This is a genomic window from Mycobacterium sp. NGS68 (genome assembly GCF_059812195.1).
Genome location: NZ_JCALCE010000009.1, coordinates 165,568 through 189,637, shown reverse-complemented (window position 1 = coordinate 189,637; position 24,070 = coordinate 165,568). Strand labels below are relative to the sequence as shown.

The 24,070-nt window shown below is 69.7% G+C and carries 25 protein-coding genes and 2 pseudogenes; 14 read left to right on the top strand and 13 right to left on the bottom strand.

What is annotated here, in order from left to right:
- Nucleotides 1-14 precede the first annotated feature (14 nt).
- From AC5Y5V_RS12780 to AC5Y5V_RS12770, 3 genes are all read left to right on the top strand, one after another.
- Entirely contained in the window at nucleotides 15-347 is a 333-nt protein-coding gene (locus tag AC5Y5V_RS12780) for a DivIVA domain-containing protein (RefSeq protein ID WP_499935265.1), read from the top strand.
- Nucleotides 344-925, top strand: coding sequence for a DNA-3-methyladenine glycosylase I (locus AC5Y5V_RS12775; protein ID WP_499935263.1), 582 nt, complete (start codon nucleotides 344-346; stop codon nucleotides 923-925). Before AC5Y5V_RS12780 ends, AC5Y5V_RS12775 begins: the two co-directional genes overlap by 4 nt.
- Before the next feature lie 177 nt (nucleotides 926-1,102).
- Nucleotides 1,103-1,270 carry a DUF3117 domain-containing protein gene (locus AC5Y5V_RS12770; RefSeq protein WP_003406247.1) on the top strand — a complete coding sequence of 56 codons (168 nt, stop codon included), beginning with the start codon at nucleotides 1,103-1,105 and terminating at the stop codon, nucleotides 1,268-1,270.
- 25 nt (nucleotides 1,271-1,295) lie between these two features.
- Here the strand turns inward: AC5Y5V_RS12770 and glgA are convergent, their stop codons facing one another.
- Nucleotides 1,296-2,468 carry a glycogen synthase gene (glgA, locus tag AC5Y5V_RS12765; RefSeq protein ID WP_499935259.1) on the bottom strand — a complete coding sequence of 391 codons (1,173 nt, stop codon included), beginning with the start codon at nucleotides 2,466-2,468 and terminating at the stop codon, nucleotides 1,296-1,298.
- Between the two features lie 123 nt (nucleotides 2,469-2,591).
- Here glgA and glgC point away from each other — a divergent pair, with 123 nt between their 5' ends.
- Nucleotides 2,592-3,806, top strand: a complete 1,215-nt coding sequence (glgC, locus tag AC5Y5V_RS12760; RefSeq protein ID WP_499935254.1) for a glucose-1-phosphate adenylyltransferase — start codon at nucleotides 2,592-2,594, stop codon at nucleotides 3,804-3,806.
- A 47-nt stretch (nucleotides 3,807-3,853) separates the two neighbouring features.
- On the opposite strand, the pseudogene AC5Y5V_RS12755 reads toward glgC, so the two are convergent.
- The 7 genes and pseudogenes from AC5Y5V_RS12755 to AC5Y5V_RS12725 form a co-directional block, all read right to left on the bottom strand.
- A pseudogene (locus AC5Y5V_RS12755) lies at nucleotides 3,854-4,357 on the bottom strand (NHL repeat-containing protein); the annotation flags it as partial.
- Nucleotides 4,358-4,381: 24 nt separating this feature from the next.
- Nucleotides 4,382-4,654, bottom strand: a pseudogene (locus AC5Y5V_RS12750) (hypothetical protein); the annotation flags it as partial.
- 213 nt (nucleotides 4,655-4,867) lie between these two features.
- Complete coding sequence (locus tag AC5Y5V_RS12745) at nucleotides 4,868-5,542, bottom strand: methyltransferase family protein (RefSeq protein ID WP_499935251.1); 675 nt, start codon at nucleotides 5,540-5,542, stop codon at nucleotides 4,868-4,870.
- Between the two features lie 46 nt (nucleotides 5,543-5,588).
- Nucleotides 5,589-7,217 (bottom strand): ABC transporter permease, encoded by a 1,629-nt coding sequence (locus AC5Y5V_RS12740; protein WP_499935247.1) that lies wholly within the window; start codon nucleotides 7,215-7,217, stop codon nucleotides 5,589-5,591.
- Nucleotides 7,214-8,122: an ABC transporter ATP-binding protein gene (locus tag AC5Y5V_RS12735; RefSeq protein WP_499935242.1), complete on the bottom strand. Its 909-nt coding sequence runs from the start codon at nucleotides 8,120-8,122 to the stop codon at nucleotides 7,214-7,216. The genes AC5Y5V_RS12740 and AC5Y5V_RS12735 overlap by 4 nt, the downstream gene beginning before the upstream one ends.
- Complete coding sequence (locus tag AC5Y5V_RS12730) at nucleotides 8,112-8,750, bottom strand: TetR/AcrR family transcriptional regulator (RefSeq protein WP_499935238.1); 639 nt, start codon at nucleotides 8,748-8,750, stop codon at nucleotides 8,112-8,114. The genes AC5Y5V_RS12735 and AC5Y5V_RS12730 overlap by 11 nt, the downstream gene beginning before the upstream one ends.
- Before the next feature lie 121 nt (nucleotides 8,751-8,871).
- Complete coding sequence (locus AC5Y5V_RS12725) at nucleotides 8,872-9,555, bottom strand: O-methyltransferase (RefSeq protein WP_499935233.1); 684 nt, start codon at nucleotides 9,553-9,555, stop codon at nucleotides 8,872-8,874.
- A gap of 202 nt (nucleotides 9,556-9,757) precedes the next feature.
- On the opposite strand from AC5Y5V_RS12725, the gene sigE reads away from it, so the two are divergent.
- From sigE to tatB, 4 genes are all read left to right on the top strand, one after another.
- Nucleotides 9,758-10,555, top strand: coding sequence for an RNA polymerase sigma factor SigE (gene sigE / locus AC5Y5V_RS12720; RefSeq protein ID WP_499935229.1), 798 nt, complete (start codon nucleotides 9,758-9,760; stop codon nucleotides 10,553-10,555).
- A gap of 90 nt (nucleotides 10,556-10,645) precedes the next feature.
- Complete coding sequence (gene rseA / locus AC5Y5V_RS12715) at nucleotides 10,646-11,059, top strand: anti-sigma E factor RseA (protein ID WP_499935226.1); 414 nt, start codon at nucleotides 10,646-10,648, stop codon at nucleotides 11,057-11,059.
- 117 nt (nucleotides 11,060-11,176) lie between these two features.
- The gene (gene htrA, locus AC5Y5V_RS12710) at nucleotides 11,177-12,691 is read left to right on the top strand and encodes a serine protease HtrA (RefSeq protein WP_499935222.1); all 1,515 of its coding nucleotides are present in this window, start codon (nucleotides 11,177-11,179) and stop codon (nucleotides 12,689-12,691) included.
- Nucleotides 12,692-13,096, top strand: a complete 405-nt coding sequence (gene tatB, locus AC5Y5V_RS12705) for a Sec-independent protein translocase protein TatB (protein WP_499935219.1) — start codon at nucleotides 12,692-12,694, stop codon at nucleotides 13,094-13,096.
- Nucleotides 13,097-13,214: 118 nt separating this feature from the next.
- Here tatB and AC5Y5V_RS12700 read toward each other — a convergent pair whose 3' ends face one another.
- The 5 genes from AC5Y5V_RS12700 to AC5Y5V_RS12680 form a co-directional block, all read right to left on the bottom strand.
- Nucleotides 13,215-14,345: an Mrp/NBP35 family ATP-binding protein gene (locus AC5Y5V_RS12700; protein WP_499935214.1), complete on the bottom strand. Its 1,131-nt coding sequence runs from the start codon at nucleotides 14,343-14,345 to the stop codon at nucleotides 13,215-13,217.
- A gap of 37 nt (nucleotides 14,346-14,382) precedes the next feature.
- A complete protein-coding gene (locus AC5Y5V_RS12695; protein ID WP_499935210.1) occupies nucleotides 14,383-15,861 on the bottom strand; it encodes a lytic transglycosylase domain-containing protein in 1,479 nt (492 codons plus the stop codon).
- Nucleotides 15,862-15,989: 128 nt separating this feature from the next.
- Nucleotides 15,990-16,532 carry a DUF1003 domain-containing protein gene (locus AC5Y5V_RS12690; RefSeq protein WP_499935208.1) on the bottom strand — a complete coding sequence of 181 codons (543 nt, stop codon included), beginning with the start codon at nucleotides 16,530-16,532 and terminating at the stop codon, nucleotides 15,990-15,992.
- Nucleotides 16,529-17,839: a magnesium transporter MgtE N-terminal domain-containing protein gene (locus AC5Y5V_RS12685; protein WP_499935206.1), complete on the bottom strand. Its 1,311-nt coding sequence runs from the start codon at nucleotides 17,837-17,839 to the stop codon at nucleotides 16,529-16,531. The genes AC5Y5V_RS12690 and AC5Y5V_RS12685 overlap by 4 nt, the downstream gene beginning before the upstream one ends.
- A 31-nt stretch (nucleotides 17,840-17,870) precedes the next feature.
- Nucleotides 17,871-18,410 (bottom strand): DUF4190 domain-containing protein, encoded by a 540-nt coding sequence (locus AC5Y5V_RS12680; protein WP_499935204.1) that lies wholly within the window; start codon nucleotides 18,408-18,410, stop codon nucleotides 17,871-17,873.
- 155 nt (nucleotides 18,411-18,565) lie between these two features.
- Between AC5Y5V_RS12680 and AC5Y5V_RS12675 the strand changes: the two genes are divergently transcribed.
- From AC5Y5V_RS12675 to AC5Y5V_RS12650, 6 genes are read left to right on the top strand one after another with little or no spacing between them, the layout of a single operon-like run.
- A complete protein-coding gene (locus AC5Y5V_RS12675) occupies nucleotides 18,566-19,087 on the top strand; it encodes a YflT domain-containing protein (RefSeq protein WP_499935201.1) in 522 nt (173 codons plus the stop codon).
- Between the two features lies 1 nt (nucleotide 19,088).
- The gene (locus AC5Y5V_RS12670; protein ID WP_499935196.1) at nucleotides 19,089-20,489 is read left to right on the top strand and encodes an extracellular solute-binding protein; all 1,401 of its coding nucleotides are present in this window, start codon (nucleotides 19,089-19,091) and stop codon (nucleotides 20,487-20,489) included.
- Entirely contained in the window at nucleotides 20,486-21,373 is an 888-nt protein-coding gene (locus tag AC5Y5V_RS12665; RefSeq protein WP_499935191.1) for a carbohydrate ABC transporter permease, read from the top strand. Before AC5Y5V_RS12670 ends, AC5Y5V_RS12665 begins: the two co-directional genes overlap by 4 nt.
- Nucleotides 21,370-22,203 carry a carbohydrate ABC transporter permease gene (locus AC5Y5V_RS12660; protein ID WP_499935187.1) on the top strand — a complete coding sequence of 278 codons (834 nt, stop codon included), beginning with the start codon at nucleotides 21,370-21,372 and terminating at the stop codon, nucleotides 22,201-22,203. Before AC5Y5V_RS12665 ends, AC5Y5V_RS12660 begins: the two co-directional genes overlap by 4 nt.
- 3 nt (nucleotides 22,204-22,206) lie before the next feature.
- A complete protein-coding gene (locus AC5Y5V_RS12655) occupies nucleotides 22,207-23,376 on the top strand; it encodes an ABC transporter ATP-binding protein (RefSeq protein WP_499935182.1) in 1,170 nt (389 codons plus the stop codon).
- A gap of 2 nt (nucleotides 23,377-23,378) precedes the next feature.
- Nucleotides 23,379-23,924 carry a suppressor of fused domain protein gene (locus AC5Y5V_RS12650; protein ID WP_499935351.1) on the top strand — a complete coding sequence of 182 codons (546 nt, stop codon included), beginning with the start codon at nucleotides 23,379-23,381 and terminating at the stop codon, nucleotides 23,922-23,924.
- Nucleotides 23,925-24,070 lie beyond the last annotated feature (146 nt).

The following is a 24,070-nucleotide window of genomic DNA, read 5'->3' as shown; positions in this document are numbered from 1 at the left end:
GCAAGATCGACGGCGTGGCGTTGGTGTTGCTGTACCTGGTGGTGCTCATCCTGGTGGCGATCGTGCTGTTCGGGGCGGCCAGTCTGCTGTTCGGCCGCGGCGAGCAGTTGCCGCCATTGCCGCGGGGAACGACGGTGACGGTGCTGCCCGCGTTCGGCGTCACCGGGGCGGACGTCGACGCCGTCAAGTTCACCCAGGTTCTGCGCGGCTACAACACCAGCGAGGTGGACTGGGTGCTGGACCGGCTCGGCCGCGAACTCGAGGCGCTGCGCGGACAGCTCGCCGCGCGGGAAAAGGCCGACGTCGTGGAACCTGGCGGCGGTGAGGAACGTCAGGACGAGGTATGAGCGATGACGGAGTGGTCCGCTGCGGCTGGGCGATAGGACGGCCGGGGCCGGACTTCGAGCTGTACCGCGACTATCACGACCAGGAATGGGGCCGCACGCTGCGCGGCGGCGTGGAGTTGTTCGAGCGGATGAGCCTGGAGGCCTTCCAGAGCGGGCTGTCCTGGCTGATCATCCTGCGCAAACGGGAGAATTTCCGGCGCGCGTTCGCCGGGTTCGACATCGAGCGGGTCGCCGGCTTCACCGACGCCGACGTGCAGCGGTTGCTGGCCGACCAGGGCATCGTGCGCAACCGGGCCAAGATCGAGGCGACCATCGCCAACGCGCGGGCCGCCGCCGACCTGGGAAGTCCCGACGACCTGGCGGACCTGCTGTGGTCGTTCGCCCCGCCGGCCCGGCCGCGGCCGGCCGACCTGTCCGAAATACCCTCGGCCAGTGCGGAATCGAAGGCCATGGCGCGTGAGCTGAAACGGCGCGGTTTCCGGTTCGTCGGGCCCACCACCGCCTATGCGCTGATGCAGGCAACCGGCATGGTCGACGACCACATCCGGGGTTGCTGGGTGCCCCCATCGGCGGCCTGAGGCCCCGGCGGGAGCCGCATAGCCGGGTCTTGTGCACATGGTCGCGTGGATAAGGAACAATGGGGGGGTGATTTGGCAGTTCAATGTCGGGTATGGCTGGAAATCCACTGGCGGGGCATGCGCGGCGCCGACCAGGTCCGCAACGGCGGGCCAGCTCGAATCTGGAGGGAGCACTCGATGGCGGCGATGAAGCCCCGGACCGGAGACGGTCCTCTGGAAGCGACAAAGGAGGGGCGCGGCATCGTGATGCGGGTACCACTTGAGGGTGGCGGCCGACTCGTCGTAGAGCTCACGCCCGACGAAGCCGCCGCGCTGGGTGACGAACTGAAGGGCGTTACCAGCTAGGCCGCCCGGGCGGCAAACTCTGGGGTCACGCGCACACCTTCCGGTAGATGTCCAGCGTCTGCTCGGCCACGCGGGCCCAGGAGAATTCCTCGATGCATCGCTGGCGTCCGGCCTTCCCGTAGCTTTCAGCCCGCTCGGGATCGGCGATCAGCCCGTTGACGGCTTCGGCCAATCTCGTCTCGTAACCCCCGGCGTCCGACGCGTCCCGCACGTCGTAGTGCACCAGCGATCCGGTGACGCCGTCGGTCACCACCTCCGGTATCCCCCCGACGTCGGACGCCACCACCGGCGTGGCGCACGCCATCGCCTCCAGGTTCACGATTCCCAACGGCTCGTATACCGAGGGGCATACGAAAACCGTTGCTGCCGAGAGTATTTCACGAAGCTTCCGGACTGGCAGGATCTCGCGGATCCAGAACACGCCGGTGCGATTATGGGCCAGCCGGGCGACCGCGGACCGCACTTCGTTGGCGATCTCCGGCGTGTCGGGCGCGCCGGCGCACAGCACCAGCTGCGCGTCCGGGCTGAATTGGTGCGCCGCTGCGACCAGGTGCGCGACGCCCTTCTGCCGGGTGATGCGCCCGACGAACGCCACGATCGGCCGGCTGAGGTCGACCCCGAGTTCGGCCAGGACGGACCCGTCGGCCCCCGGGTCGGCCGGGTACCAGACGTCGGTGTCGATGCCGTTGCGGATGACGTGCACCAGGCTGGGATCCAAGCGAGGGTAGACGCGCAGCACGTCCTCCCGCATGCCTTCGCTGACCGCGATGACGGCGTCGGCGGCCAGCATCGCCGTCCGCTCCACCCACGACGACACCTGGTAGCCGCCGCCGAGCTGCTCGGCCTTCCAGGGCCGCATCGGCTCGAGCGAATGGGCGGTCAGCACGTGCGGGATGTCGTAGAGCAGCCCGGCCAGGTGCCCGGCCAGGTTCGCGTACCAGGTGTGCGAGTGCACGACGGTGGCCGCCGACGCGGCGTCGGCCATCACCAGGTCGGCGGACAGGGTGGACAGCGCCGCGTTGGCGCCGCTCAACCGCTCGTCGGGCTGGTGGGCGACGGCCGTCGGGCGCGGGGCGCCCATGCAATGCACGTCGACGGCGCACAGTCGGCGCAGATGCGCGACCAATTCGGTGACGTGCACGCCGGCCCCGCCGTAGACCTCCGGAGGGTATTCCCGAGTCATCATCGCCACCCGCATACAGCGCACCGTAGTTGGCGGGACCGACCTCCGCACAACTAGGCCAAACACCGCGGGGGACAGCAGCGCCGAACGCGGGGTTACCACTGGCAGGGGTCAGCGGCGGCCGATAGGTTTGAGGCCATGAGGGAAGCGCCACACGTGCTGGGCATCGTCCTGGCCGGCGGTGAGGGCAAGCGGCTGTATCCGCTGACCGCGGACCGGGCGAAACCGGCGGTTCCCTTCGGCGGCGCCTACCGGCTGATCGATTTCGTGCTCTCCAACCTCGTCAACGCCCGCTACCTGAGGATCTGCGTTCTCACCCAATACAAGTCGCACTCGCTGGACCGCCACATCTCGCAGAACTGGCGGCTGTCCGGCTTGGCGGGGGAGTACATCACGCCGGTGCCGGCGCAGCAGCGGCTGGGCCCGCGCTGGTACACCGGCTCGGCGGACGCGATCTACCAGTCGCTGAACCTGATCTACGACGAAGACCCCGATTACATCGTGGTTTTCGGCGCCGACCACGTGTACCGGATGGACCCCGAGCAGATGGTCCAATTCCACGTCGACAGCGGCGCGGGCGCGACGGTGGCGGGTATCCGGGTCCCGCGCAGCGAGGCCAGCGCTTTCGGCTGCATCGAGGCCGACGATTCCGGGCGCATCCGCCGCTTCCTGGAGAAGCCGCTGGAGCCGCCCAGCACGCCCGACGACCCCGAATCCGCGTTCGTGTCGATGGGCAACTACATCTTCACCACCAAGGTGCTGATCGACGCGATCCGCGCCGACGCCGACGACGACCACTCGGATCACGACATGGGTGGCGACATCATTCCGCGGCTGGTGGCCGACGGCATGGCTGCCGTGTACGACTTCAACGACAACGACGTGCCCGGCGCCACCGAGCGCGACCGGGCCTACTGGCGCGACGTCGGGACACTGGACGCGTTCTACGACGCGCACATGGATCTGGTGTCGGTGCATCCGGTGTTCAACCTCTACAACCGGCGCTGGCCGATCCTAGGTGCGTCCGAAAACCTGGCGCCGGCGAAGTTCGTCAACGGCGGGTCCGCGCAGGAGTCGGTGGTGGGGGCGGGCAGCATCATCTCGGCGGCGTCGGTGCGCAATTCGGTGCTGTCGTCGAACGTCGTGGTCGACGACGGCGCGATCGTCGAGGGCAGCGTCATCATGCCCGGCGCCCGGGTCGGTCGCGGTGCGGTGGTTCGGCACGCGATCCTGGACAAGAATGTCGTTGTGGGGCCGGGCGAGATGGTCGGGGTGGACCTGGAGAAGGACCGGGAGCGGTTCGCGATCAGCGCCGGTGGGGTGGTCGCGGTGGGCAAGGGCGTCTGGCTCTAGCGGTCCTGCTCGGTCCTGCGCGGTCCTGCTCGGCGAGACAAGGCGGGCTAGGCGGAGAGCGAGACCACCCGGCCGTTGCCGTAGTCGGCGACGTAGACGGTGCCCTTGCCGTCGACCGCGACATCGGCGGGACTGTTGAGGCCGCTGAAGGGCAGGACGGTCTGGGTGGTGGAACCCGCGGCCAGGGACACCACGCGGTTGTTGCCGTCGTCGGCGACGTACACGGTTCCGTTGCTGCCGATCGTGACGCCGTATGGATGGTTGAGTCCGGTGAAGGGCAGGACGGTCTGGCTGGTGGAGCCGGGGGCGAGCGACACCACCCGGTTGTTGCCATAGTCGGCGACATACACGGTGCCGTCGCCGTTGACCGCCAGGCCGAACTGGCTGTGGAGCCCGCTGAACGGCAGGACGGTCTGCGTGGTGGCGCCTGCCGCCAGCGCGAGCACCCGGCTGTGGCCGCTGTCCGCGAGGTAGACGGTTCCGGCGCCGTCGACCGCGACGCCGGAGGGGCCGCTGAGGCCGGTGAATGCGAGGACGGTCTGGCTGGTCGAACCCGGCGCCAGCGCGAGCACCTGATGGCTGCCGTAATCGGTGATGTACACGGTTCCGTCACGGTTCACGGCCACGCCGTCGGGAATGTCGAGGTCGCTGAAGGGCAGTTCGGTCTGGCCGGTGGCGCCGGCCGCCAACGACAGCACGCGCGGGCTGCGGGAGTCGGTGACGTAGAGCGTGCCGTTGCTGTCGACGGCCAGGCCATGCGGCGTGATGCCGACCAGTGGCAACGTGCTCTGGTGCCGCGCGGCGGCGGCGCTGGGCTTCGCGGCGGGCCGGAGGGTCAGCGCGGCCACGCCCGCCGCCACCAGGAGCGCGAGGCAGACGGCGATCACCAGGGCTGGACGGCGGGGGAATCCGAAAAGCGTGCCCTTCACTGCGTCTCCTGCGCGGTCTGCCTGCACGTACGGGCCGGTGGATCTTCGGCTAGCGAACCACAGCGCCGCCCGCCCGTCCACGAAAATGGCCACGACACGCGCCAGACGCCCGCCGACGCCGCGGTCGCTGGGTTACCAGACGTACGGCACCAAGCGGTAGCGCACCCGGTCGGAGTATTCGCGGTACCCGCCCAGCTCCTGGTTGAGCAGACGTTCCTCGTCGAGGATGCGTACGACCAACACCGCTACACCCGGGATGGTGAACAGCAGGCCCCAATAGGAACCCAGCGCCAGCGGTATCCCCGCCATGATGCCGATGTTGCCGACGTACATCGGATGCCGCACGTACTTGTACACGCCGCTGGACACCAGCGTCTGGCCCGACTCCACGGTCACGGTCGCGGCCGCGTAGGCATTCTGCACGACGACCAGCATGGCGAGCCCGAGGCCGGCGGCGACCAGCACGTTCCCGAGCACGCACACCCACGCCGGCACCGACGACCAGCCCATCCGGTGGTCGAGGGCGCTGAACGCCGTCATGGCGAACAGCGCGACGAACGCGACGGTGATGATCGCCTTCTGGATCGGCCTGCCTTCGGCCTGCGGACCGCTGTGCATGCGCCGCTGCAGCGCCGCCGGGTTGGTGCGCATCAGATAGACGGCCGGCAAGAGCGTCGCGGTGGTGAACACGGCCATGAAAACCCAGGCCTGCCAGTAGCTGAGCGTGCCGGCCGGCACGAACAGCAGCAAACCCAAGACCACCAGGCCGATGACCGACGATGTCGCAACCTGCACAACGGTCTTCATGATCTCCCCCTACGCGTTGACGACAGGGAGGGGTACCCGCGTCCGCTCACCGCAAATCCCGTCGCCGAAAGGCCATGATCCCGACCGCAATCAGCACCGCATCGACCGCCAGCAGCCACAGCAGCGGCACCGCAGTGAAGTCGCCGCCGCCCACCCGGGGGACATGCGCGAAGGGCTCGAGGTCGAGCAGCCACTGCGAAAAGCCGGCCAGCGAGCCGATCAGATACAGCGCGACGAACCCGACCAGCACCCCCCAAGCGACGGGGGCGAACCTCGGTGCGAGGCCGAACAGCGCCATCGTCACCGCGGACAGCAGCCAGACGGCGGGCAGTTGCGCGAGCGCGGTGCCCACCGTGATGCCCAGCTTGCCGCCGACGTCGTCGGCCGCGGCGCCGTACACCAGGCCGGTCGCCACGCCGGCCACCAGCATCGCCAACGCGGAACCGCCGAGCGCGGCCGCCAGATGCGTTGCCACCCAGCGGGTCCGGGAGACGGCACCGGCCAGCGTCGGCTCGGCCCGCTGGCCGGACTCCTCCTGGTGCAGCCGCAGCGTGAGCGAGACGGCGAACGCCGCCGCGACCATCCCCAGCATGATGAACGCCACCGCGACGAAGGCCTGCTCCAGCACGCCGGTGCCGCCCATCCGCGCGACGATGTCGCGGCTCTGCTGGCTGTCGCCGATCTCGTCGCCGATGCCGTGCACGACGCTGCCGATCACCACGCCGTACACGCACAACCCGACGGTCCACAGCAGCAGCGCGCCGCGGTCCAGCCGCCAGGTCAGTCCGGCGACGCCGCGCAGTCCCGCGCCGGCGGAGCCCCGACCGGTGCGCTCGGCGATCAATCCGGCGCCGACGTCGCGGCCGGCGAGTAGCCGGTACGCCACCAGGGTGAGCGCGGCCGTCGTCGCCAAGTGCAGCAACAGCACCCACCAGCGATCACCCGCGTAGGGCCGGACCTGCAGCGACCAGCCCAGCGGCGACGCCCAGGACAGCGCCCCGGAACCCGCGTCGCCGACGGCGCGCACCGTGAATGCGGCGCCCAGCACCGCGAACGCCGTGCCGCGGGCGAAGCGGGCGCTCGGTGAGAGCTGCGCGGCCACCGCGGCCACCGCCGCGAACACCAGGCCGGACCCGGCCAGCGCCGCCCCGAAAGCCACCGACCCGCCCGCCGGGACGTCGGTCTTGAGCAACCCCGCCGCACCGATGGCGCCGGTGGCGATCGACGCCCCGAACGACAGGATCAGCGCCGCGGTGAGGCTGGCGTAGCGGCCCACCGCGGTCGAGTCCATCAGCTCGGTCCGGCCGGACTCCTCGTCGGCGCGGGTGTGCCGGATCACGGTGAGGATGACCGCGACGGCGATCAACGCGTGAAACATTCCAGCCTTCCAGATCCCCACGGCCCCAAGGCTGTTGTTGTAGATCTGGCCGTAGAGTCCACGCTGGGCCGGGCTGGCCATGATGGTGGCCGCAAACCCGGCGCGCGCGGCCTCGGTGGGGTAGAGCTTCTCGATGCTGCCGATGTAGACGGTGGAAAGCGGCAGCGACAGCAGCAGCACCCACAGCGGCAACGAGACCCGGTCGCGGCGCAGGTAGAGCCGCAACATCCCCAGCGTCCCAGTGAAATTCGAGCCGGCCCGCGGCGGCGCCGGCCGGTCCAGCGTTGCGGTGCTCATAGCGTCGCCACCGTGGTGTCGTAGTGGCGCAGGAAGAGATCCTCGAGCGTCGGCGGCTGGCTGACGAGGCTGCGCACCCCGGCGTCACCGAGCACCCGGATGAGTTCGCCGAGGTTTTCGCTGTCGACCTGGGCGCGCAGCGTGCGCCCGTCCAGGCTGACGTCCGCGACGCCGCGGATGCGCGTGAGGTCGCCTGGGTCGCCGATCATTTCGGCCCTGATCGACGTGCGGCTGAGGTGCCGCATCGAGTCAAGCGTGCCGCTCTCGACGGTCCGGCCGGCCCGGATGATGGTCACCCGTTCGCACAGCGCCTCCGTCTCGGCCAGGATGTGGCTGGACAGCAGCACGGTCACGCCGCGATCCCGGGCCTCGCCGACGCACTGCTGAAACACATTCTCCATCAACGGGTCCAGGCCACTGCTCGGCTCGTCGAGCAGCAGCAGCGTGGCGTGCGACGAGAACGCCGAGATCAGGGAGACCTTCTGGCGGTTGCCCTTCGAGTAGGTGCGGGCCTTCTTGTGCGGGTCGAGGTCGAAGCGCTCGACCAGTTCCGCACGGCGCTGTTCGTCGATGCCGCCGCGCATGCGGGCCAGCAGGTCGATGGTCTCGCCGCCGGTGAGCGACGGCCACAGCGTGACATCGCCTGGCACGTAGGCGATCTCGCGATGCAGGCGCACCGCGTCGGTCCACGGGTCGCCACCGAGCAGTCGCACGCTGCCGCCGTCGGCCTTGACCAGGCCCAGCAGGATGCGGATGGTGGTGGACTTGCCGGCGCCGTTGGGCCCCAGGAAGCCGTGCACCTCGCCGCGGCGGACGGTCAGGTCGAGGCCGTCCAGCGCGCGTACCGCACCAAAATTCTTTGCCAGCCCCCGGATTTCGATGGGCGGGCAGTTGTCAACCGACATGCGGTTCTCCTTCCTCCTCTGCGGCCAGGAACGCGTCGTACATCGTGCGGTCGGCCAGCAGTCCTTCCGTGAACACCTCCATGGCGGGCAGCACCATGTCCCGCGCGTAGTCGCGCAGCACCGCCTTGAGATCCGTTGGTGTTTCATGCAATTGCAGGTACAGCAGGAATCCGCCGCCACCGGTGATCGCGAGGTACTTGGCGCGCGCGTGCGCATCGCGACTGGGCTTGATGGTGCCGGCCCGTACGCCCTCGTCCATGTAGTCGTCGACGTTGTCGATCATCCTGTGCCACAACGTCGTCGCCAGGTCACCGCCGGATTGCATGCTGCGCACCAGGTAGGCCATCAGCGGTGCGTAGGACTCGATTTCGGCCATCGCCGCGAACCAGGTTGCGGGATCGCTGGACTGAATCGCCTCGGACTTCTCGCTGCGGATCTCTTCGGCGACGAACTCGTCGCACGCCTTGCGCAGGCCGTCCTTGGAGCCGAAGTGGTGGATCACCAGCGCGGCGCTCACCCCCGCGGCCTCGGCGATGGTGCGCAACCCGACGCCGAAGCCGTGCTGGCCCCACTGCTCGATGGCCGCATCGCGGATGCGGGCCACGGCCGTGAGATCGGCTGAACGCATGTTCAGGACACTAAACGCACGTTCAGTCGAGTGTCAAGGGGGTGGCGCGAGCAGACGCAAAAGCCCCTCATTTCGGCACGAAACGGGGGCTTATGCGTCTGCTCGGCGGGACTCGCGGTAGTTAGTCGCGCACGGCGGCCAGCACGCCGTCGCCGAGCGGGATCAGCGCGGGCGTGAGCCGCTCGTCCTCGGCGATGAGCCGGGCGGCCTCGCGCACCGCGACCACCTCGGCGTCGCGCGCCGACGGGTCTCCGGCGCGCCCGCCCAGCGCCGCCCGGTGCACGACGATCACCCCGCCGGACCGCAGCAGCCGCACGCCCTCGACGACATACTCGGGCTGGTCGATCGGGTCGGCGTCGATGAACACCAGGTCGTAGGACTCGTCGGCCAGCCGCGTCAGCACCTCCTGCGCGCGGCCGCTGATCAGCCGGGTGCGCGACGGCCCGATGCCCGCCTCGGAGAACGCCTGCTTGGCCAGCCGCAGGTATTCGGGCTCGATGTCGATGGTGGTCAGCACGCCGTCGTCGCTCATCCCGGACAGCAGCCAGACGCCGCTGACGCCGGCGCCGCTGCCCACCTCGGCGACGGCCTTGCCGCCGCTGAGTTTGGCCAGCAGGCTCAGCAGCGCGCCGACCGCCGGCGTCACCGCGCCGGCGCCGATGTCCACCGCGCGCTCGCGGGCCGCGGCCAGGATCGCGTCCTCCGAGATCGACCCCTCGGCGTGCCGCGAGATCGACTCGGCGCGGCTGGGGGCCGCCTCGGCCGCCTCGTCGGGGGTGTCCGTGCTGTTACCGGGGGCGTCCATGATCGGCAGCGTATTCCATGCCGCCCGGGGGGCCGGCAGGCGCGCCTGGGCCGGTCCGCGGCAACACGCCCGAGGCCGCAAAGGCGACCAAGCTCACGCCACACGGCAAACGCCCTGATAGACGCAGGTAACGATATGGTTTCTCAGGCAAACCTCAGTTTGCTCCTATATCGCCCACACTCCGGTAGGCGACGGTATGCGTATGGAACGCGAGGGGCGCTGGAATGGGTATACAGCCGGGAATAGCCGGTGGCCGCTTCGCGTTGCCGGTGACGAACTGCCTATTCCTGACGGCAGTGCAAACCCGGAGGACCCGATCATCACCACCTTGAGCCCAACGCATTTGAGCCCAACGCTGAACTCGACCACGATGTCGCACCCGCAGGTGATCCGTGACGACGAGTGGGTGGAGCCGTCCGACCAGCTGCACGGCACCGCGGTGTTCGACGCGACCGGCGACAAGGCGAACATGCCGTCGTGGGACGAACTCGTGCGCCAACACGCCGACCGGGTGTACCGGCTGGCCTACCGGCTCTCCGGCAACCAGCAGGACGCCGAAGACCTGACCCAGGAGACCTTCATCCGGGTCTTCCGCTCGGTCCAGAACTACCAGCCCGGCACCTTCGAGGGCTGGCTGCACCGCATCACCACGAACCTGTTCCTGGACATGGTCCGCCGGCGCACCCGCATCCGCATGGAGGCACTGCCCGACGACTATGACCGCGTGCCCGCCGACGAGCCCAACCCCGAGCAGATCTACCACGACTCCCGGCTGGGTCCGGACCTGCAGGCCGCCCTGGACTCGCTGCCGCCGGAGTTCCGCGCCGCCGTGGTGCTGTGCGACATCGAGGGGCTGTCCTACGAGGAGATCGGCGCCACCCTCGGGGTGAAGCTGGGCACCGTGCGCAGCCGCATCCACCGCGGACGTCAGGCCCTGCGCGACTACCTGGCCGCGCACCCCGAACACGACATTCGCGCCGAAACGCGCAAAGCTGGCTAACCGACCACCTGCGGTTTTACCGATTTCTGCTGGGTAAATGCCGCGCGCCGCGCTACATTCGAATATGCGTGGCAGCGAAAGGAGCCGGTAATGGCCTACCCCGAGGGTGTGGGGCATGTGTTCCGGCGCGCGTTCTCGTGGCTGCCCGCCCAGTTCGCCTCGCAAAGCGATGCGCCGGTGGGCGCGCCGCGGCGATTCGGCTCCACCGAGCACCTGTCGATCGAGGCGATCGCCGCGTTCGTCGACGGCGAGCTGCGGATGAACGCCCACCTGCGCGCGGCGCACCACCTTTCGCTGTGCCCGCAGTGTGCGGCCGAGGTCGACGACCACAGCCGGGCGCGTGCCGCGCTGCGCGACTCGCACCCCATCCGCGTCCCGACCTCGCTGCTGGGGCTGCTGTCGGAGATCCCGCACTGCGCGCCCGACGACACGACCGCATTCCCCGGGCCGCTGCCCGACCGTGTCGGTGAGGGCGACCCACGCAACTCACGTAAGCGCCGGTAGCTTGGCGGTTAATCGCCGGGCACACCCGGGGCGTTCCCGCGTGTGCGCTCAGGCCGACCGATCCAGAACCGTGGATACTAGGGTGGACATACCGTTCCGGGCCGAGAAGGGGAGAGAGTGACCTCCGACCAAGGCAACAACATCGGCCAAGACGGCGGCAACCGGCTGGCGCCGCGGCCCGTCTCCCGGCCTCCCGTCGACCCCGCGGCGACGCAGACGTTCGGTCGTCCGCGGGGGCTGCGCGGGTCGTTCGTGGCGGAGCGTGTGCGCCCGCAGAAGTACCGCGACCAGACCGACTTCCGGCCCCACGACAAGCCCGCCGACCCGGTCCTCGAAGAGGCGTTCAGCCGGCCGTTCGCGGGCGCCGACTCGCTGCAGCGCCACCCGATCGACGCGAATGCGCTGGCCGCCGAGAAGGACGGCGCGGACACCGACGAGGCCGACGACCCCTGGCGGGATCCGGGCGCGGGCGCCGCGCTGGGCACCCCGGCGGTGTCGGCGCCGGTGTCGCACGCCCCGCTGGGGCAGACCGGCAAGCTCGGCGTGCGCGATGTGCTGTTCGGCGGCAAGGTGTCCTATCTGGCGCTGGTGGTGCTGCTGCTGATCGCGCTGGTGGTCGGCGCGGTGGGCGGCGTGATCGGCCGCAAGACCGCCGAGGTCGTCGGCGCGTTCACCACGTCCAAGGTGACGCTGTCCACCAGCGGCAATAAAGAAGAGCCGGCCGGCCGATTCACCAAGGTCGCCGCCGCGGTCGCCGACTCCGTGGTGACCATCGAGTCCAAGAGCGACACCGAGGGCATGCAGGGTTCCGGCGTGATCATCGACGGTCGCGGCTACATCGTCACCAACAACCACGTCATCTCCGAGGCGGCCAACAACCCCAGCCAGTTCAAGACCAAGGTGGTGTTCAACGACGGCAAGGAAGTGCCCGCCACCCTGGTGGGCCGCGACCCCAAGACCGACCTGGCCGTGCTCAAGGTCGACAACGTCGACAACCTGAGCGTTGCCCGGCTCGGCGACTCCGACAAGGTCCGGGTCGGCGACGAGGTGCTGGCCGCCGGCGCGCCGCTGGGCCTGCGCAGCACCGTCACCCACGGCATCATCAGCGCGCTGCACCGCCCGGTGCCGCTGTCGGGGGAGGGTTCGGACACCGACACCGTCATCGACGCCCTGCAGACCGACGCCTCGATCAACCACGGCAACTCCGGCGGCCCGCTGATCGACATGTCTTCGCAGGTGATCGGCATCAACACTGCCGGCAAGTCGCTGTCCGACAGCGCCAGTGGCCTGGGCTTCGCGATCCCGGTCAACGAGATGAAGCAGGTCGCGCAGACGCTGATCAAGGACGGCAAGATCGTGCACCCGACGCTGGGGATCAGCACGCGGTCGGTTTCGAACGCGATCGCGTCGGGCGCGCAGGTCGCCAACGTGAAGGCCGGCAGCCCCGCGCAGAAGGGCGGCATTCTCGAGAACGACGTGATCGTCAAGGTCGGCAACCGCAAGGTCGCCGACGCCGACGAGTTCGTCGTCGCCGTGCGGCAGCTGACCATCGGGCAGGACGCCCCGATCGAGGTCGTCCGCGAAGGCCGGCACGTCACTCTGACCGTCAAGCCAGACCCCGACACCAGCTAGATGTTCGCCAACGTCGGCTGGGGGGAGCTGCTGGTACTGCTGGTGGTCGGGCTGCTGGTGCTGGGCCCCGAACGCCTGCCGGGTGCCATCAGGTGGACTGCGGGGGCTCTGGGGCAGGCCCGCGACTACCTCAGCGGCATGACCAACCAGCTGCGCGAGGACATCGGCCCGGAGTTCGACGACATCCGCGGGCAGCTCAGCGAGCTGCAGAAGCTGCGGGGCATGACGCCGCGTGCTGCGCTCACCAAGCATCTGCTCGACGGCGACGACTCGATCTTCACCGGAAACTTCGAGCAGCCCGTCAACGGTGCGCCCGTTGCGCCTGAGCCGGCCGCTGAGTCTGATGCGGAGTCTGCTCCTGCCGTGCCGCCCGAGCACACGCCGTTCGACCCGGACGCGACCTGAATCCTTAGCCCGTCGAGCGTCGGATTGTGGCACGCTGTGCGGCGATTTGCGTGTCTTAACTCGACACCCGTCGGCGGCGTTTCGCGAGGTTACGGTCGCGACAGGGCCAGAGCGCAGGTTAGCGCCGCGTCGGGTCCAGGCCCAGCGACATGCCCGCCAGCCCGCGCCGCCGCGATGACAGGCCGTCGGCGATGCCCCGCAGCTCCTTGCCGACCGGCGAGTCGGGCGCGCTCAGCACGATCGGGACACCGGCGTCGCCGGCTTCGACCAGCGCGGGGTCCAGCGGGATCTGCCCCAGCAGCGGCACCTCGACGCCGGTGGCGCGGGACAGCCGCTCGGCGACCTGCGCACCCCCGCCTTCGCCGAAGACCTGCAGCGTCGAGCCGTCCGGCAGCAGCAGCCCGGACATGTTCTCCACCACGCCGACGATGCGCTGACGGGTCTGGATCGCGATGCTGCCGGCCCGTTCGGCGACCTCGGCCGCCGCGAGCTGCGGAGTGGTCACCACCAGGATCTCGGCGTTCGGGATCAGCTGAGCCACCGAGATGGCGATGTCGCCGGTCCCGGGCGGCAGGTCGAGCAGCAGCACGTCCAGATCGCCCCAGTAGACGTCGGCGAGGAACTGCTGCAGTGCGCGGTGCAGCATCGGGCCGCGCCATACCACCGGGGAATTGCCCTCCGTGAACTGGGCGATCGAGATGACCTTAACCTCGTGGGCGATCGGCGGCAGGATCATCGACTCGACCTGGGTGGGACGGTCGGTGGTGCCCATCATGCGGGGGATGGAATGGCCGTGGATGTCGGCGTCGAGCACGCCGACCGACAGCCCGCGGGCGGCCATCGCGGCGGCCAGATTGACTGTGACGCTGGACTTTCCGACCCCGCCCTTGCCGGATGCGACGGCGTACACCCGAGTCAGCGAGCTGGGCTGGGCGAACGGGATGACGGGTTCGTGGGCGTCTCCGCGCAACTGCTTGCGCAGCTCGGTCCGCTGCTCGTCGCTCATTACGTCGAGGCTGACCTTGACGGCGCCGGTTCCCGGCACGTCCGCGACGGCTGCGGCGACGCGCTCGCTGATCTCGGTCTTCTTGGGGCACGCCGCGGTGGTCAGGTAGATCCCCACGTGCACACCGCCGTCGGGTTCGACGTCGATGCTCTTGACCATGCCCAGTTCGGTGATGGGCCGCCGCAGTTCGGGGTCGATTACCTTGGCCAGGGCGGCGTGGATCGCCGAATTCAGATCAGACATCACTGCCGAGTCTATGCGGCCCGGGCGGCGTGGGCTCTCAGCCGGGTGGCGGTGGCACCGGCTCGGCCGGTGCGGGCGGGTTCACCGCGGGCACGTTCGGGGCGGGCGGTGCCGCAGGTCCGGCCGGCCGCTTCGGGGCATTGGGCGCCCCGCCAGCGGGCGGCGCCCCGGCAGCAGGCGGCGCCCCGCCAGCGGGCGGCGCAACGGCCGGCGCGGGAGCCGCGGGCGGGGCCAGCGGGTCGGGCGCGGGCGGCGGTGCCTGCGGGAACGGCGGTGCCTGCGGGAACGGCGGTGCCCCGAACGGGGGCGCCCCGACGGCCGGAGCGCCGAACGGTGGGGCGGCGTCGGGCTGCGGCGGCAGCGTCCCGGCCGCCTGCGGGCCCGGCCCCGGGCCCGTCCCGCCGATGCAGATCAGCGTGCAGCCGGGCGCGAGCGTCAGCGGCGCCGGACCCTGCGTGGTCGGCGGCGTCATCCAGGGGTACATCGGCTGCGTGCTGATCAGCTGAGGGTTGTTGCCACCCAGGTCGATCAGCGGCGTCCGGCCGGCGAACGGGTCGGTCATCGGGAGGCCGCCGCTGTGGTCCAGCAACATGCTGGGCCCGAGGCCCTCCGGGTGCTCCAGGTGCGAGTCGCCGATGGGCGGCGGGGTACCGGTGATCGGCGGCAGGTCGACGGGCACCACGCCGGTGGCGTACGCCGCGGCCCAGCCCAGCACGTTCTGGGCGTAGGCCACCGAGTTGTTGTAGCGCAGGATCGCGGCCATGACCTGGTTCGGGTCGCGCAGGTTCAGGCCGCCGCTGCACAGATACCGGGCCGCCGCGAGCGTCGCGTCGTACAGGTTTTGCGGATCGGCGATGCCGTCGCCGTCGCCGTCGGCGGCGTAGCGCGCCCAGGTGCCGGGCAGGAACTGCATCGGCCCCAACGCGCGGGCGTAGGTGACTCGGTTGCCGACGTTGCTCTGGACGATGACCTCGTTGCCGGGCAGCGTGCCGTCCAGCGCGGGGCCGTAGATCGGGTTGATCGCGGTGCCGCGCGCATCGACCGCGCCGCCGCTGGCATGCCCGGACTCGATGCGGCCGATCCCGGCCAGCAGGTTCCAGCTGACGCCGCAGTTCGGCATGGCCGCGGCCATCTTCAGCTCAGCGTTGCGGTAGGCGGCCAGGGCGGGCTTCGGGATGCCCAGCGTCCCAGGCGCGGTCACGACCGTCGGGGGCGGCGGCGCCGACGAGCTGGCCTCCGCGACGTGGAAGGCGGCGGGCCCCCGCGGGATGGCGACGACGCCCGGGCCCGACGAGACGCGGGTGGTGCCGGCCGGGGAGACCGCGGCCACCGGAGTGACGGCGCGCACCGACGGGATCCTTCCGGGCAGCGCGCCGGGCGTCCCCCCGACGGCACCGGCGAAAACCAACGGCGTGATGACGGCGATACCAAAAGCAGGCGTACGCGTCAGATGACGCGCACGATGCCGCATCGCTGCGACGGCCGGGAGTGCATCCCAGCGTCCCCCTATGCGCACTCGACCGTCCTCATGTTTGAGTCGTCGGGAATCGTGTCCTCTTTGTTACGGCTTCTTCTTAGCTTCGTGAACTAGATCACCATACATAACTCTTGTGACGGGAGTGGCGCAATGCCCCGTTTGGGGTACTACCCCGATTTCTTGGTCCGGCGCTCAACAATCTCACCCGGTCGTGGGTGCTGTTTATCCGGGTCCTGAGGCTGAGTTTCGGCCAGTGCAGCGCGCAGATTTTCCAGCTCGTGGCGCAGGTAATCGCGGGTGGCGACCTCGCCGACGGCCAGCCGCAGCGCGGCCAGTTCGCGGGCCAGATATTCGGTGTCCGCCTTGGTCTGTGCGGCCCGACGGCGGTCCTCTTCCAGCGCGACGCGGTCCCGGTTCTCCTGCCGGTTCTGGGCCAGCAGGATCAGCGGGGCCGCGTAGGCGGCCTGGGTGGAGAACGCGAGGTTGAGCAGGATGAACGGGTAGGGGTCCCAGCGCCAGTGCACCACGCCGAGGTTGAGCATGATCCAGGCCACCACCATGATCGTCTGCAGCAGCAGATAGCGCCCGGTGCCGAAGAAGCGCGCGATGGATTCGGTGAACTGCCCGACGGTCTCGGGGTCCACCTGCAGCGCGAACTTGCGCGAGGTCCGCGGGGTGTACAGCCGGCGCGGGGCCGTCGATTTGCTCACCGGGCCGCTCCGGGTGTGCCGGTCACGGCGACGGTGCCGTCGAGCTGCTGGGCGTCCAGCCGCCAGTCGTGCGGCAGCAGGTGGTCGAGCAGGTCGTCCACGGTGACGGCGCCGAGCAGGTGGTTCTGGTCGTCCACCACCGGCCCGCAGACCAGGTTGTAGGCGGCGAAGTAGCGGGTCACCGCGGCCAGCGGAGTCTCCGGCGTCAGCGTCAGCAGGTCGGTGTCCAGGATGCCGCCGACCAGCTCGGCGGGCGGCTCGCGCAGCAGCCGCTGCAGCGCCACGCAGCCCAGGTAGCGACCGGTGGGGGTGGCCGTCGGCGGGCGCGCCACGAACACCATCGACGACAGCGCGGGCGTGATGTCGGCGTCGCGGGCCCGGGCCAGCGCCTCGGCGACCGCGGTGTCCGGCGTCAGCACCAGCGGATCGGAGGTCATCAGGCCGCCGGCGGTGTCGGGGGAATGCGTCAACAGCCGTCGTACCGGGTCGGAGTCGTCGGGATCCATCCGGGTCAGCAGCATCTCGGCGTCGGTCGGGGTGAGCACGCCCAGCAGGTCGGCGGCGTCGTCGGGATCCATCGCCTCGAGCACGTCGGCCGAACGTTCGGTGCCCAGCTGTGACAGCACCTCGGCCTGATCCAGCTCGGGCAGCTCCTGCAGGATGTCGGCCAGCCGCTCGTCGTCGAGCGCCTTGAACACCTCGTAGCGCCGCTTGGGCGGCAGCCCGCGGATGGCGTCGGCGACATCCACGGCCTTGCGGCCCTCGAACTGGTCGAGCAGCTCGGCGACCCCCTGGCCCGGCAATGCCAGCGCCGACGGGGTCAGGCCGTGCACGTTGTGCCAGTCAACGACGTGCACGGGGCCGCGCCGCCCCAGCCGCCGTTGGCTGCGGACGGCGACCCTGCTCACCATCCAGTCCCGGGTGCGGGTCTGCTCGATGCCCAGGTCGGTGATCACGACGTCGGACTTGGCCAGCTCCGGCAGGTCGGGGTCGCTGACCTTGACGGGAGTGTCCAGGATCTGGCCCATCGCCAGCACCTCGCCGGGCCGCTGCTCGAAGTGGCGCAGCGACACGTTGCCGCTGGTCAGCGTCACCGCATTGGGCTCGATCGCGGCGACCCGCAGGATCGGGATGAAGATGCTGCGGCGGGTCGCCAGATCGACCACCAGCCCCAGCACGCGCGGCTGCTGACGGACGATGCTGATGCTGATGACGACGTCTCGGACGCGTCCGAACGATTCGCCGAGTGGACCCAGCACCAACATCCGCGCCAGGCGCGCGACGTACACCCTGTTGACCGATCCCATGGTGATAGAGCCTAAGCAGCGCAGACGAACGCTACGTATACGAGCGCCTGGCGACCGCCACGATGAAGATCAACACCATCAATGCGATGGACAACCCGCTGATCACGATGCCGGCGATGGCCAGGCCGTGGCCGTCCTGGTTGGTCTGCTTGATCTGGTTGAGCGCGACGATGCCCAGGATCAGGGACACGATGCCGACGAGCTGGCAGCACAGCAGGCTGAAGATCGAGGTGACCAGCGAGCCGATCGCCATCCCGTTGGTGCCGATCGGCGCGTAGTAGCCGGCCGAATAGGGGTAGCTGGCCGACGGCGCGATGTAGGGCGGGGGCGGCGGCGGAGGATACGGCTGATACTGCGGGCCGCCGTACCCGGCCGGGTTGGGCGGCGGGTAGCTGGGCGGCGACGGGTATTCGCCGGTGGGCGGGTAGTCGACCGGCGGCGGTTCCCAGGGCTGTTGCTGCGGGGACGGGTTCACGGCGCCGCCCCACCTGGTCTGGTCCGGATCTCCCGACCCCCCGGGCGGCCGGTTGGCCGGATCGTCATGGCCACTGGTGCCGAAACCGCCTGTCATGCTGATCAACTTAGCTCATGCGCCGGGTGTGAGGTACGTCGAAAAGCGTCGGCCGCAGCGCCGAATCCGCAGGTTAACGCGGGCCTCACGCGACGTCATTAGGGTGGAAACGATGCAGGTGTAACGATGGCGGGAGCACAGGAGGATGTGGACCGATGACTAGCCCTTTCCAGCCCGGCCAAGTTCCCGGCCCGACGAGCGGTCCGGCGGCCGGTCGCGGGGTCCCCGGATTGCCCACCCCGCCCAAGGGTTGGCCCGTCGGGTCCTATCCCACCTACGCCGAGGCGCAGCGCGCCGTCGACTACCTGTCCGACCAGGATTTCCCGGTCCAGCAGGTGACGATCGTGGGCGTCGACCTGATGCAGGTGGAGCGGGTCACCGGCCGGCTGAGCTGGCCCAAAGTGCTGGGCGGCGGCGTGGTGAGCGGTGCGTGGCTGGGGCTGTTCATCGGGTTGCTGCTCGGCATGTTCAACCGCAACCTGTGGGCCGTGCTGCCCACGGGCCTGATCGCCGGGGTAGTATTCGGCCTGATCACGTCCGCGGTTCCGTATGCGATGGCCCGCGGCACCAGGGACTTCAGTTCGACCATGCAGTTGGTGGCCGGGCGCTACGACGTCCTCTGCGATCCACAGAACGCGGAGAAGGCGCGGGATCTGCTGGCGCGCCTGGCGATCTGACGTGCGGCGCGCGCGCCGGGCGGCTGCGCTGCTGCTGGCGACGCTGACCGTCGCCGCTTTGGTGTCGGGGTGCGGCTCTGGTGGCGGCGGGCTGGTGCTCAACTTCTACACGCCGGCCACCGACGCCGCGACGTTCACCGAGGTGGCCCGGCGGTGCACCGCGCAGTTCGGCGGCCGGTTTGCCGTCCGGCACGTCAGCCTGCCCCGGGGGCCCGACCAGCAGCGGCTGCAGCTGGCCCGGCGGCTGACCGCCGACGACCACAGCCTGGACGTGATGGCCATGGATGTCGTCTGGACCGCCGAGTTCGCCGAGGCCGGGTGGGCGCTGCCGCTGTCCGACGACCCGGCCGGACTGGCCGAGGCCGACGCGACCGTCGACACCCTGCCCGGCCCGCTGGCGACCGCCGCGTGGCACCACCGGCTGTACGGCGCGCCCGTCACAACCAACACCCAATTGCTGTGGTACCGCACCGATTTGGTGCACCAGGTACCGGCCGACTGGAACGAGATGGTGGCCGAGGCGGCTCGGTTGCACGCCGCGGGGCAGCCGAGCTGGATCGGCGTGCAGGCCAACCGCGGTGAGGGCTTGGTGGTGTGGTTCAACACGCTGCTGGTCAGCGGCGGCGGGCAGGTGCTGTCCGAGGACGGCCGGCACGTCACCCTGGCCGACACCCCCGCACACCGCGCCGCCACCGTCGCCGCGCTGCGGATCATCAAGTCGGTGGCCACCGCGCCCGGGGCCAACCCGTCGATCAACCGGGCCGAGGAGGACAGCGCGCGGCTCGGCGTGGAGCAGGGCCGCGGCGCGCTCGAGGTCAACTGGCCGTACGTGCTGGCCTCGCTGCTGGAGAACGCGGTCAAAGGCGGCGTGCCGTTCCTGCACCTCAACGAGGATCCCGCGCTGGCCGGCAGCATCAACGACGTCGGGACCTTCACTCCCACCGAGGAACAGTTCCGCATCGCCTTCGAGGCCAGCCGCAAGGTGTTCGGCTTCGCGCCGTACCCGGGCGTGTCGCCAGAGCGGCCCGCCAAGGTGACCATCGGCGGGCTGAACCTGACGGTGGCGCGCACCACCCGGCATCGGGCCGAGGCCTTCGAGGCCGTCCGGTGCCTGCGCAGCGCGGCCAACCAGAAGTACGTGTCGATCGCCGGGGGGCTGCCCGCGGTGCGGACCTCGCTCTACTCCGATCCGCAGTTTCAGGCGAAATACCCGATGTACGAGGCGATTCGGCGCCAGCTCACCGATGCCGCGATGCGCCCGGCGACGCCCGCCTACCAGGCCGTGTCGCTGCGGCTGGCGGTGGCGCTGAGCCCGGTCACCGCGATCGACCCGGAGCGCACGGCCGACGAGCTCAGCGTGCAGGTACAGAAGGCGATCGACGCCAAGGGGCTGCTGCCGTGAGTGCCTCGAGTTCGTCCAGCGAGCGACGGTTGGCGTTTTTGCTGGTCGCCCCCGCGGCGACGCTGATGCTGGCGGTCACGGCGTATCCGATCGGCTACGCCGTGTGGCTGAGCCTGCAGCACAACAACCTGGCCACCCCGAACGACACTCGCTTCGTCGGCCTGAGCAACTACCAGACGGTCCTGACCGACCGGTATTGGTGGACCGCGCTGGCGGTGACGCTGGCGATCACGGTGGCGTCGGTGACGCTCGAATTCGTGCTGGGCCTGGCGCTGGCGCTGACGATGCACCGCACCCTGATCGGCAGGGGCCTGGTGCGCACCGCGGTGCTGATCCCGTACGGGATTGTCACGGTGGTCGCCTCGTACAGCTGGTACTACGCCTGGACGCCGGGCACCGGGTACCTGGCCAACCTGCTGCCGCACGGTTCCGCGCCGCTGACCGAGCAGATCCCATCGCTGGGCATCGTGGTGCTGGCCGAGGTGTGGAAGACGACGCCGTTCATGTCGCTGCTGCTGCTGGCCGGGCTGGCGCTGGTGCCCGAGGACCTGTTGAAGGCCGCCGAGGTCGACGGCGCCGGCGCCTGGCGGCGGCTGACGCGGATCACCCTGCCGATCATCAAGCCGGCGGTGGTGGTGGCGCTGCTGTTCCGGACGCTGGACGCGTTCCGCATCTTCGACAACATCTACGTGCTGACGGCGGGGCAGAACAACACCGAATCGGTGTCGATCCTGGGCTACGACAACCTGTTCAAGGGTTTCAGCGTGGGGCTGGGCTCGGCGATCAGCGTGCTGATTTTCCTGTGCGTGGGCATCATTGCGGTGGTGTTCATCAAGCTGTTCGGTGCGGCGGCGCCGGGGGCCGGCGCCGGCGGGCGCCCATGAGCACCGTACCCGTGCGGCGCGTGGCGTTTTGGGCCGTGGTCGACGCTCTGGTGCTGGTGTACGCGCTGCTGCCGGTGCTGTGGATCCTGAGCCTGTCGCTCAAGCCGTCGTCGTCGGTGCGCGACGGCAGGCTGATCCCGTCGTCGGTGACCCTGGACAACTACCGCGGCATCTTCCGCGGCGAGTTCTTCAGCAGGGCGCTGATCAACTCCGTGGGAATCGGGCTGATCACCACCGTGATCGCGGTGCTGCTCGGTGCGATGGCGGCGTATGCGATTGCCCGGTTGGACTTTCCGGGCAAGCGGCTGCTGATCGGGGCGGCGCTGCTGATCACCATGTTCCCCGCCATCTCGCTGGTCACGCCGTTGTTCAATATCGAACGCGCCGTGGGTCTTTTCGATACCTGGCCGGGGCTGATCCTGCCCTACATCACCTTCGCGCTGCCGCTGGCCATCTACACGCTGTCGGCGTTCTTCCGCGAGATCCCATGGGATTTGGAGAAGGCCGCGAAGATGGACGGCGCGACGCCGGGGCAGGCGTTCCGCAAGGTGATCGTCCCGCTGGCCGCGCCCGGGCTGGTGACGGCCGCGATCCTGGTGTTCATCTTCGCGTGGAACGACCTGTTGCTGGCGCTGTCGCTGACCGCCACCAACGCGGCCGTGACCGCGCCGGTGGCGATCGCGAACTTCAGCGGCAGTTCGCAATTCGAGGAGCCGACGGGGTCGATCGCGGCCGGGGCGATCGTGATCACGGTACCGATCATCGTCTTTGTTCTAATCTTCCAACGACGCATAGTCGCCGGGTTGACCTCCGGCGCCGTGAAGGGATAGCGGATGGCCGAGATCGTGCTGGAGCACGTCGGGAAGAGTTATCCCGACGGTCACACCGCGGTGCGTGACCTGAGCCTCACCATCGCCGACGGCGAATTCCTGATCCTGGTGGGACCGTCCGGCTGCGGCAAGACCACGACGCTGAACATGATTGCGGGGCTTGAGGATATCTCGTCGGGCGAGCTGCGCATCGGCGGTGAGCGGGTCAACGAGAAGGCACCCAAGGACCGCGACATCGCGATGGTGTTCCAGTCGTATGCCCTGTACCCGCACATGACGGTGCGGCAGAACATCGCGTTTCCGTTGACGTTGGCGAAGATGAAGAAGGCCGAGATCGCCGCCAAGGTCGCCGAGACCGCTCGGATTCTGGACCTGGTCGCGCTGCTGGACCGCAAGCCGTCGCAGCTGTCCGGTGGGCAGCGGCAGAGGGTGGCGATGGGGCGGGCAATCGTGCGGCAGCCCAAAGCGTTTCTGATGGACGAGCCGCTCTCCAATCTGGACGCCAAGCTGCGGGTGCAGATGCGTGGCGAGATCGCCCGCCTGCAGAAGCGGCTGGGCACCACGACCGTCTACGTCACGCACGACCAGACCGAGGCCATGACGCTGGGCGACCGCGTGGTGGTGATGCACGGCGGGGTCGCGCAGCAGATCGGCACGCCCAGTGAGCTTTACGAGCGTCCGGGGAATCTGTTCGTGGCGGGCTTCATCGGCTCGCCGGCGATGAACTTCTTTCCCGCCACGCTGACCGCTTCGGGTGTCGCGTTGCCGTTCGGTGAGGTGACGCTGGCGCCCGAGACTCTGCAGGTGATCGCGGGGCACCCGGCGCCGCGCAACGTCATCGTCGGGGTGCGGCCCGAGCACATCGCGGATGCGGCGCTGATCGACGACTATCAGCGGATCAAGGCGCTGGTGTTCCCGGTGACCGTCGAGTTGGTCGAGTCGTTGGGCGCCGACGAGTACGTGTACTTCGCGACCTCCGCGCCGGCGGTGCATGCGGCCCAGCTCGACGACTTGGCCGAGGAGTCCGATGCGGACAAAAGCCTGTTCGCGGCACGGGTTCCCGCCGAATCCAGGGCCGCCCTCGGGCAGCCCCTCGAATTGGCCGTCGACCCCGCGAAGGTCGCCGTCTTCGACGCCGACACCGGGGTGAATCTGACGGTGCCCGCTTCGTGACGCTGGACGCGGTGCGTGCGCACCTGCGAGCGCATTTCGACGTCGAGCCCGATTCGGCGAGCGTGACGTTTCTGGGCACCGAGCCGATAGAGGTGCTGCGCTTCCCGACGGCTTCGGTGGTGCACTACGTGTCGCTGGGCTGCTCGCGCCACGCGATGGTCGATCCGGCGGCGGTGGTCGCCGATCCGTTGCGCGGCCCGCGCGCCGAAGTCGTTCTGCGGCTGCGCGATTCCGGCGCGGTGCGCGGGCTGGCGCGCAGCCTGGCCGTCGTCGCCGCCACCCCGGCGGTCGAGGGGGTGGTGCTGCGCGCCGACGGGCTGATCGACCTCGGCACGCCGATGTGGAAGGGCGCTGCGTTCACCGCGGTGTTGTTGGGTTTGAGCGACGTTCCCGATCTGGCGCTTCCGCCGCCGCGGGAGCCGGTGCGCTTTCTGTCGCTGACCCCGCTGTCCGCGACGGAGGCGGCGTGGGTGCGGCTCAAAGGCGCCGAGGCGATGCGGCAGACGTGGCGCGACGACGGGGTGGATGTGCTGGACCCGCGTCGGTGAGTTCTGGGGCGTGTGTGCTTTTGCCCGCCTCACAGCGACACTGCTGTGGGGCGCGGGTTTTCATCGCGTGAGTCGACGGCGGCGGGCACGGACCGTGGCCCCCCGGTGCGTCGAGTCTGCGGTGGCGGCGCCGAGCCTGCGCTCAG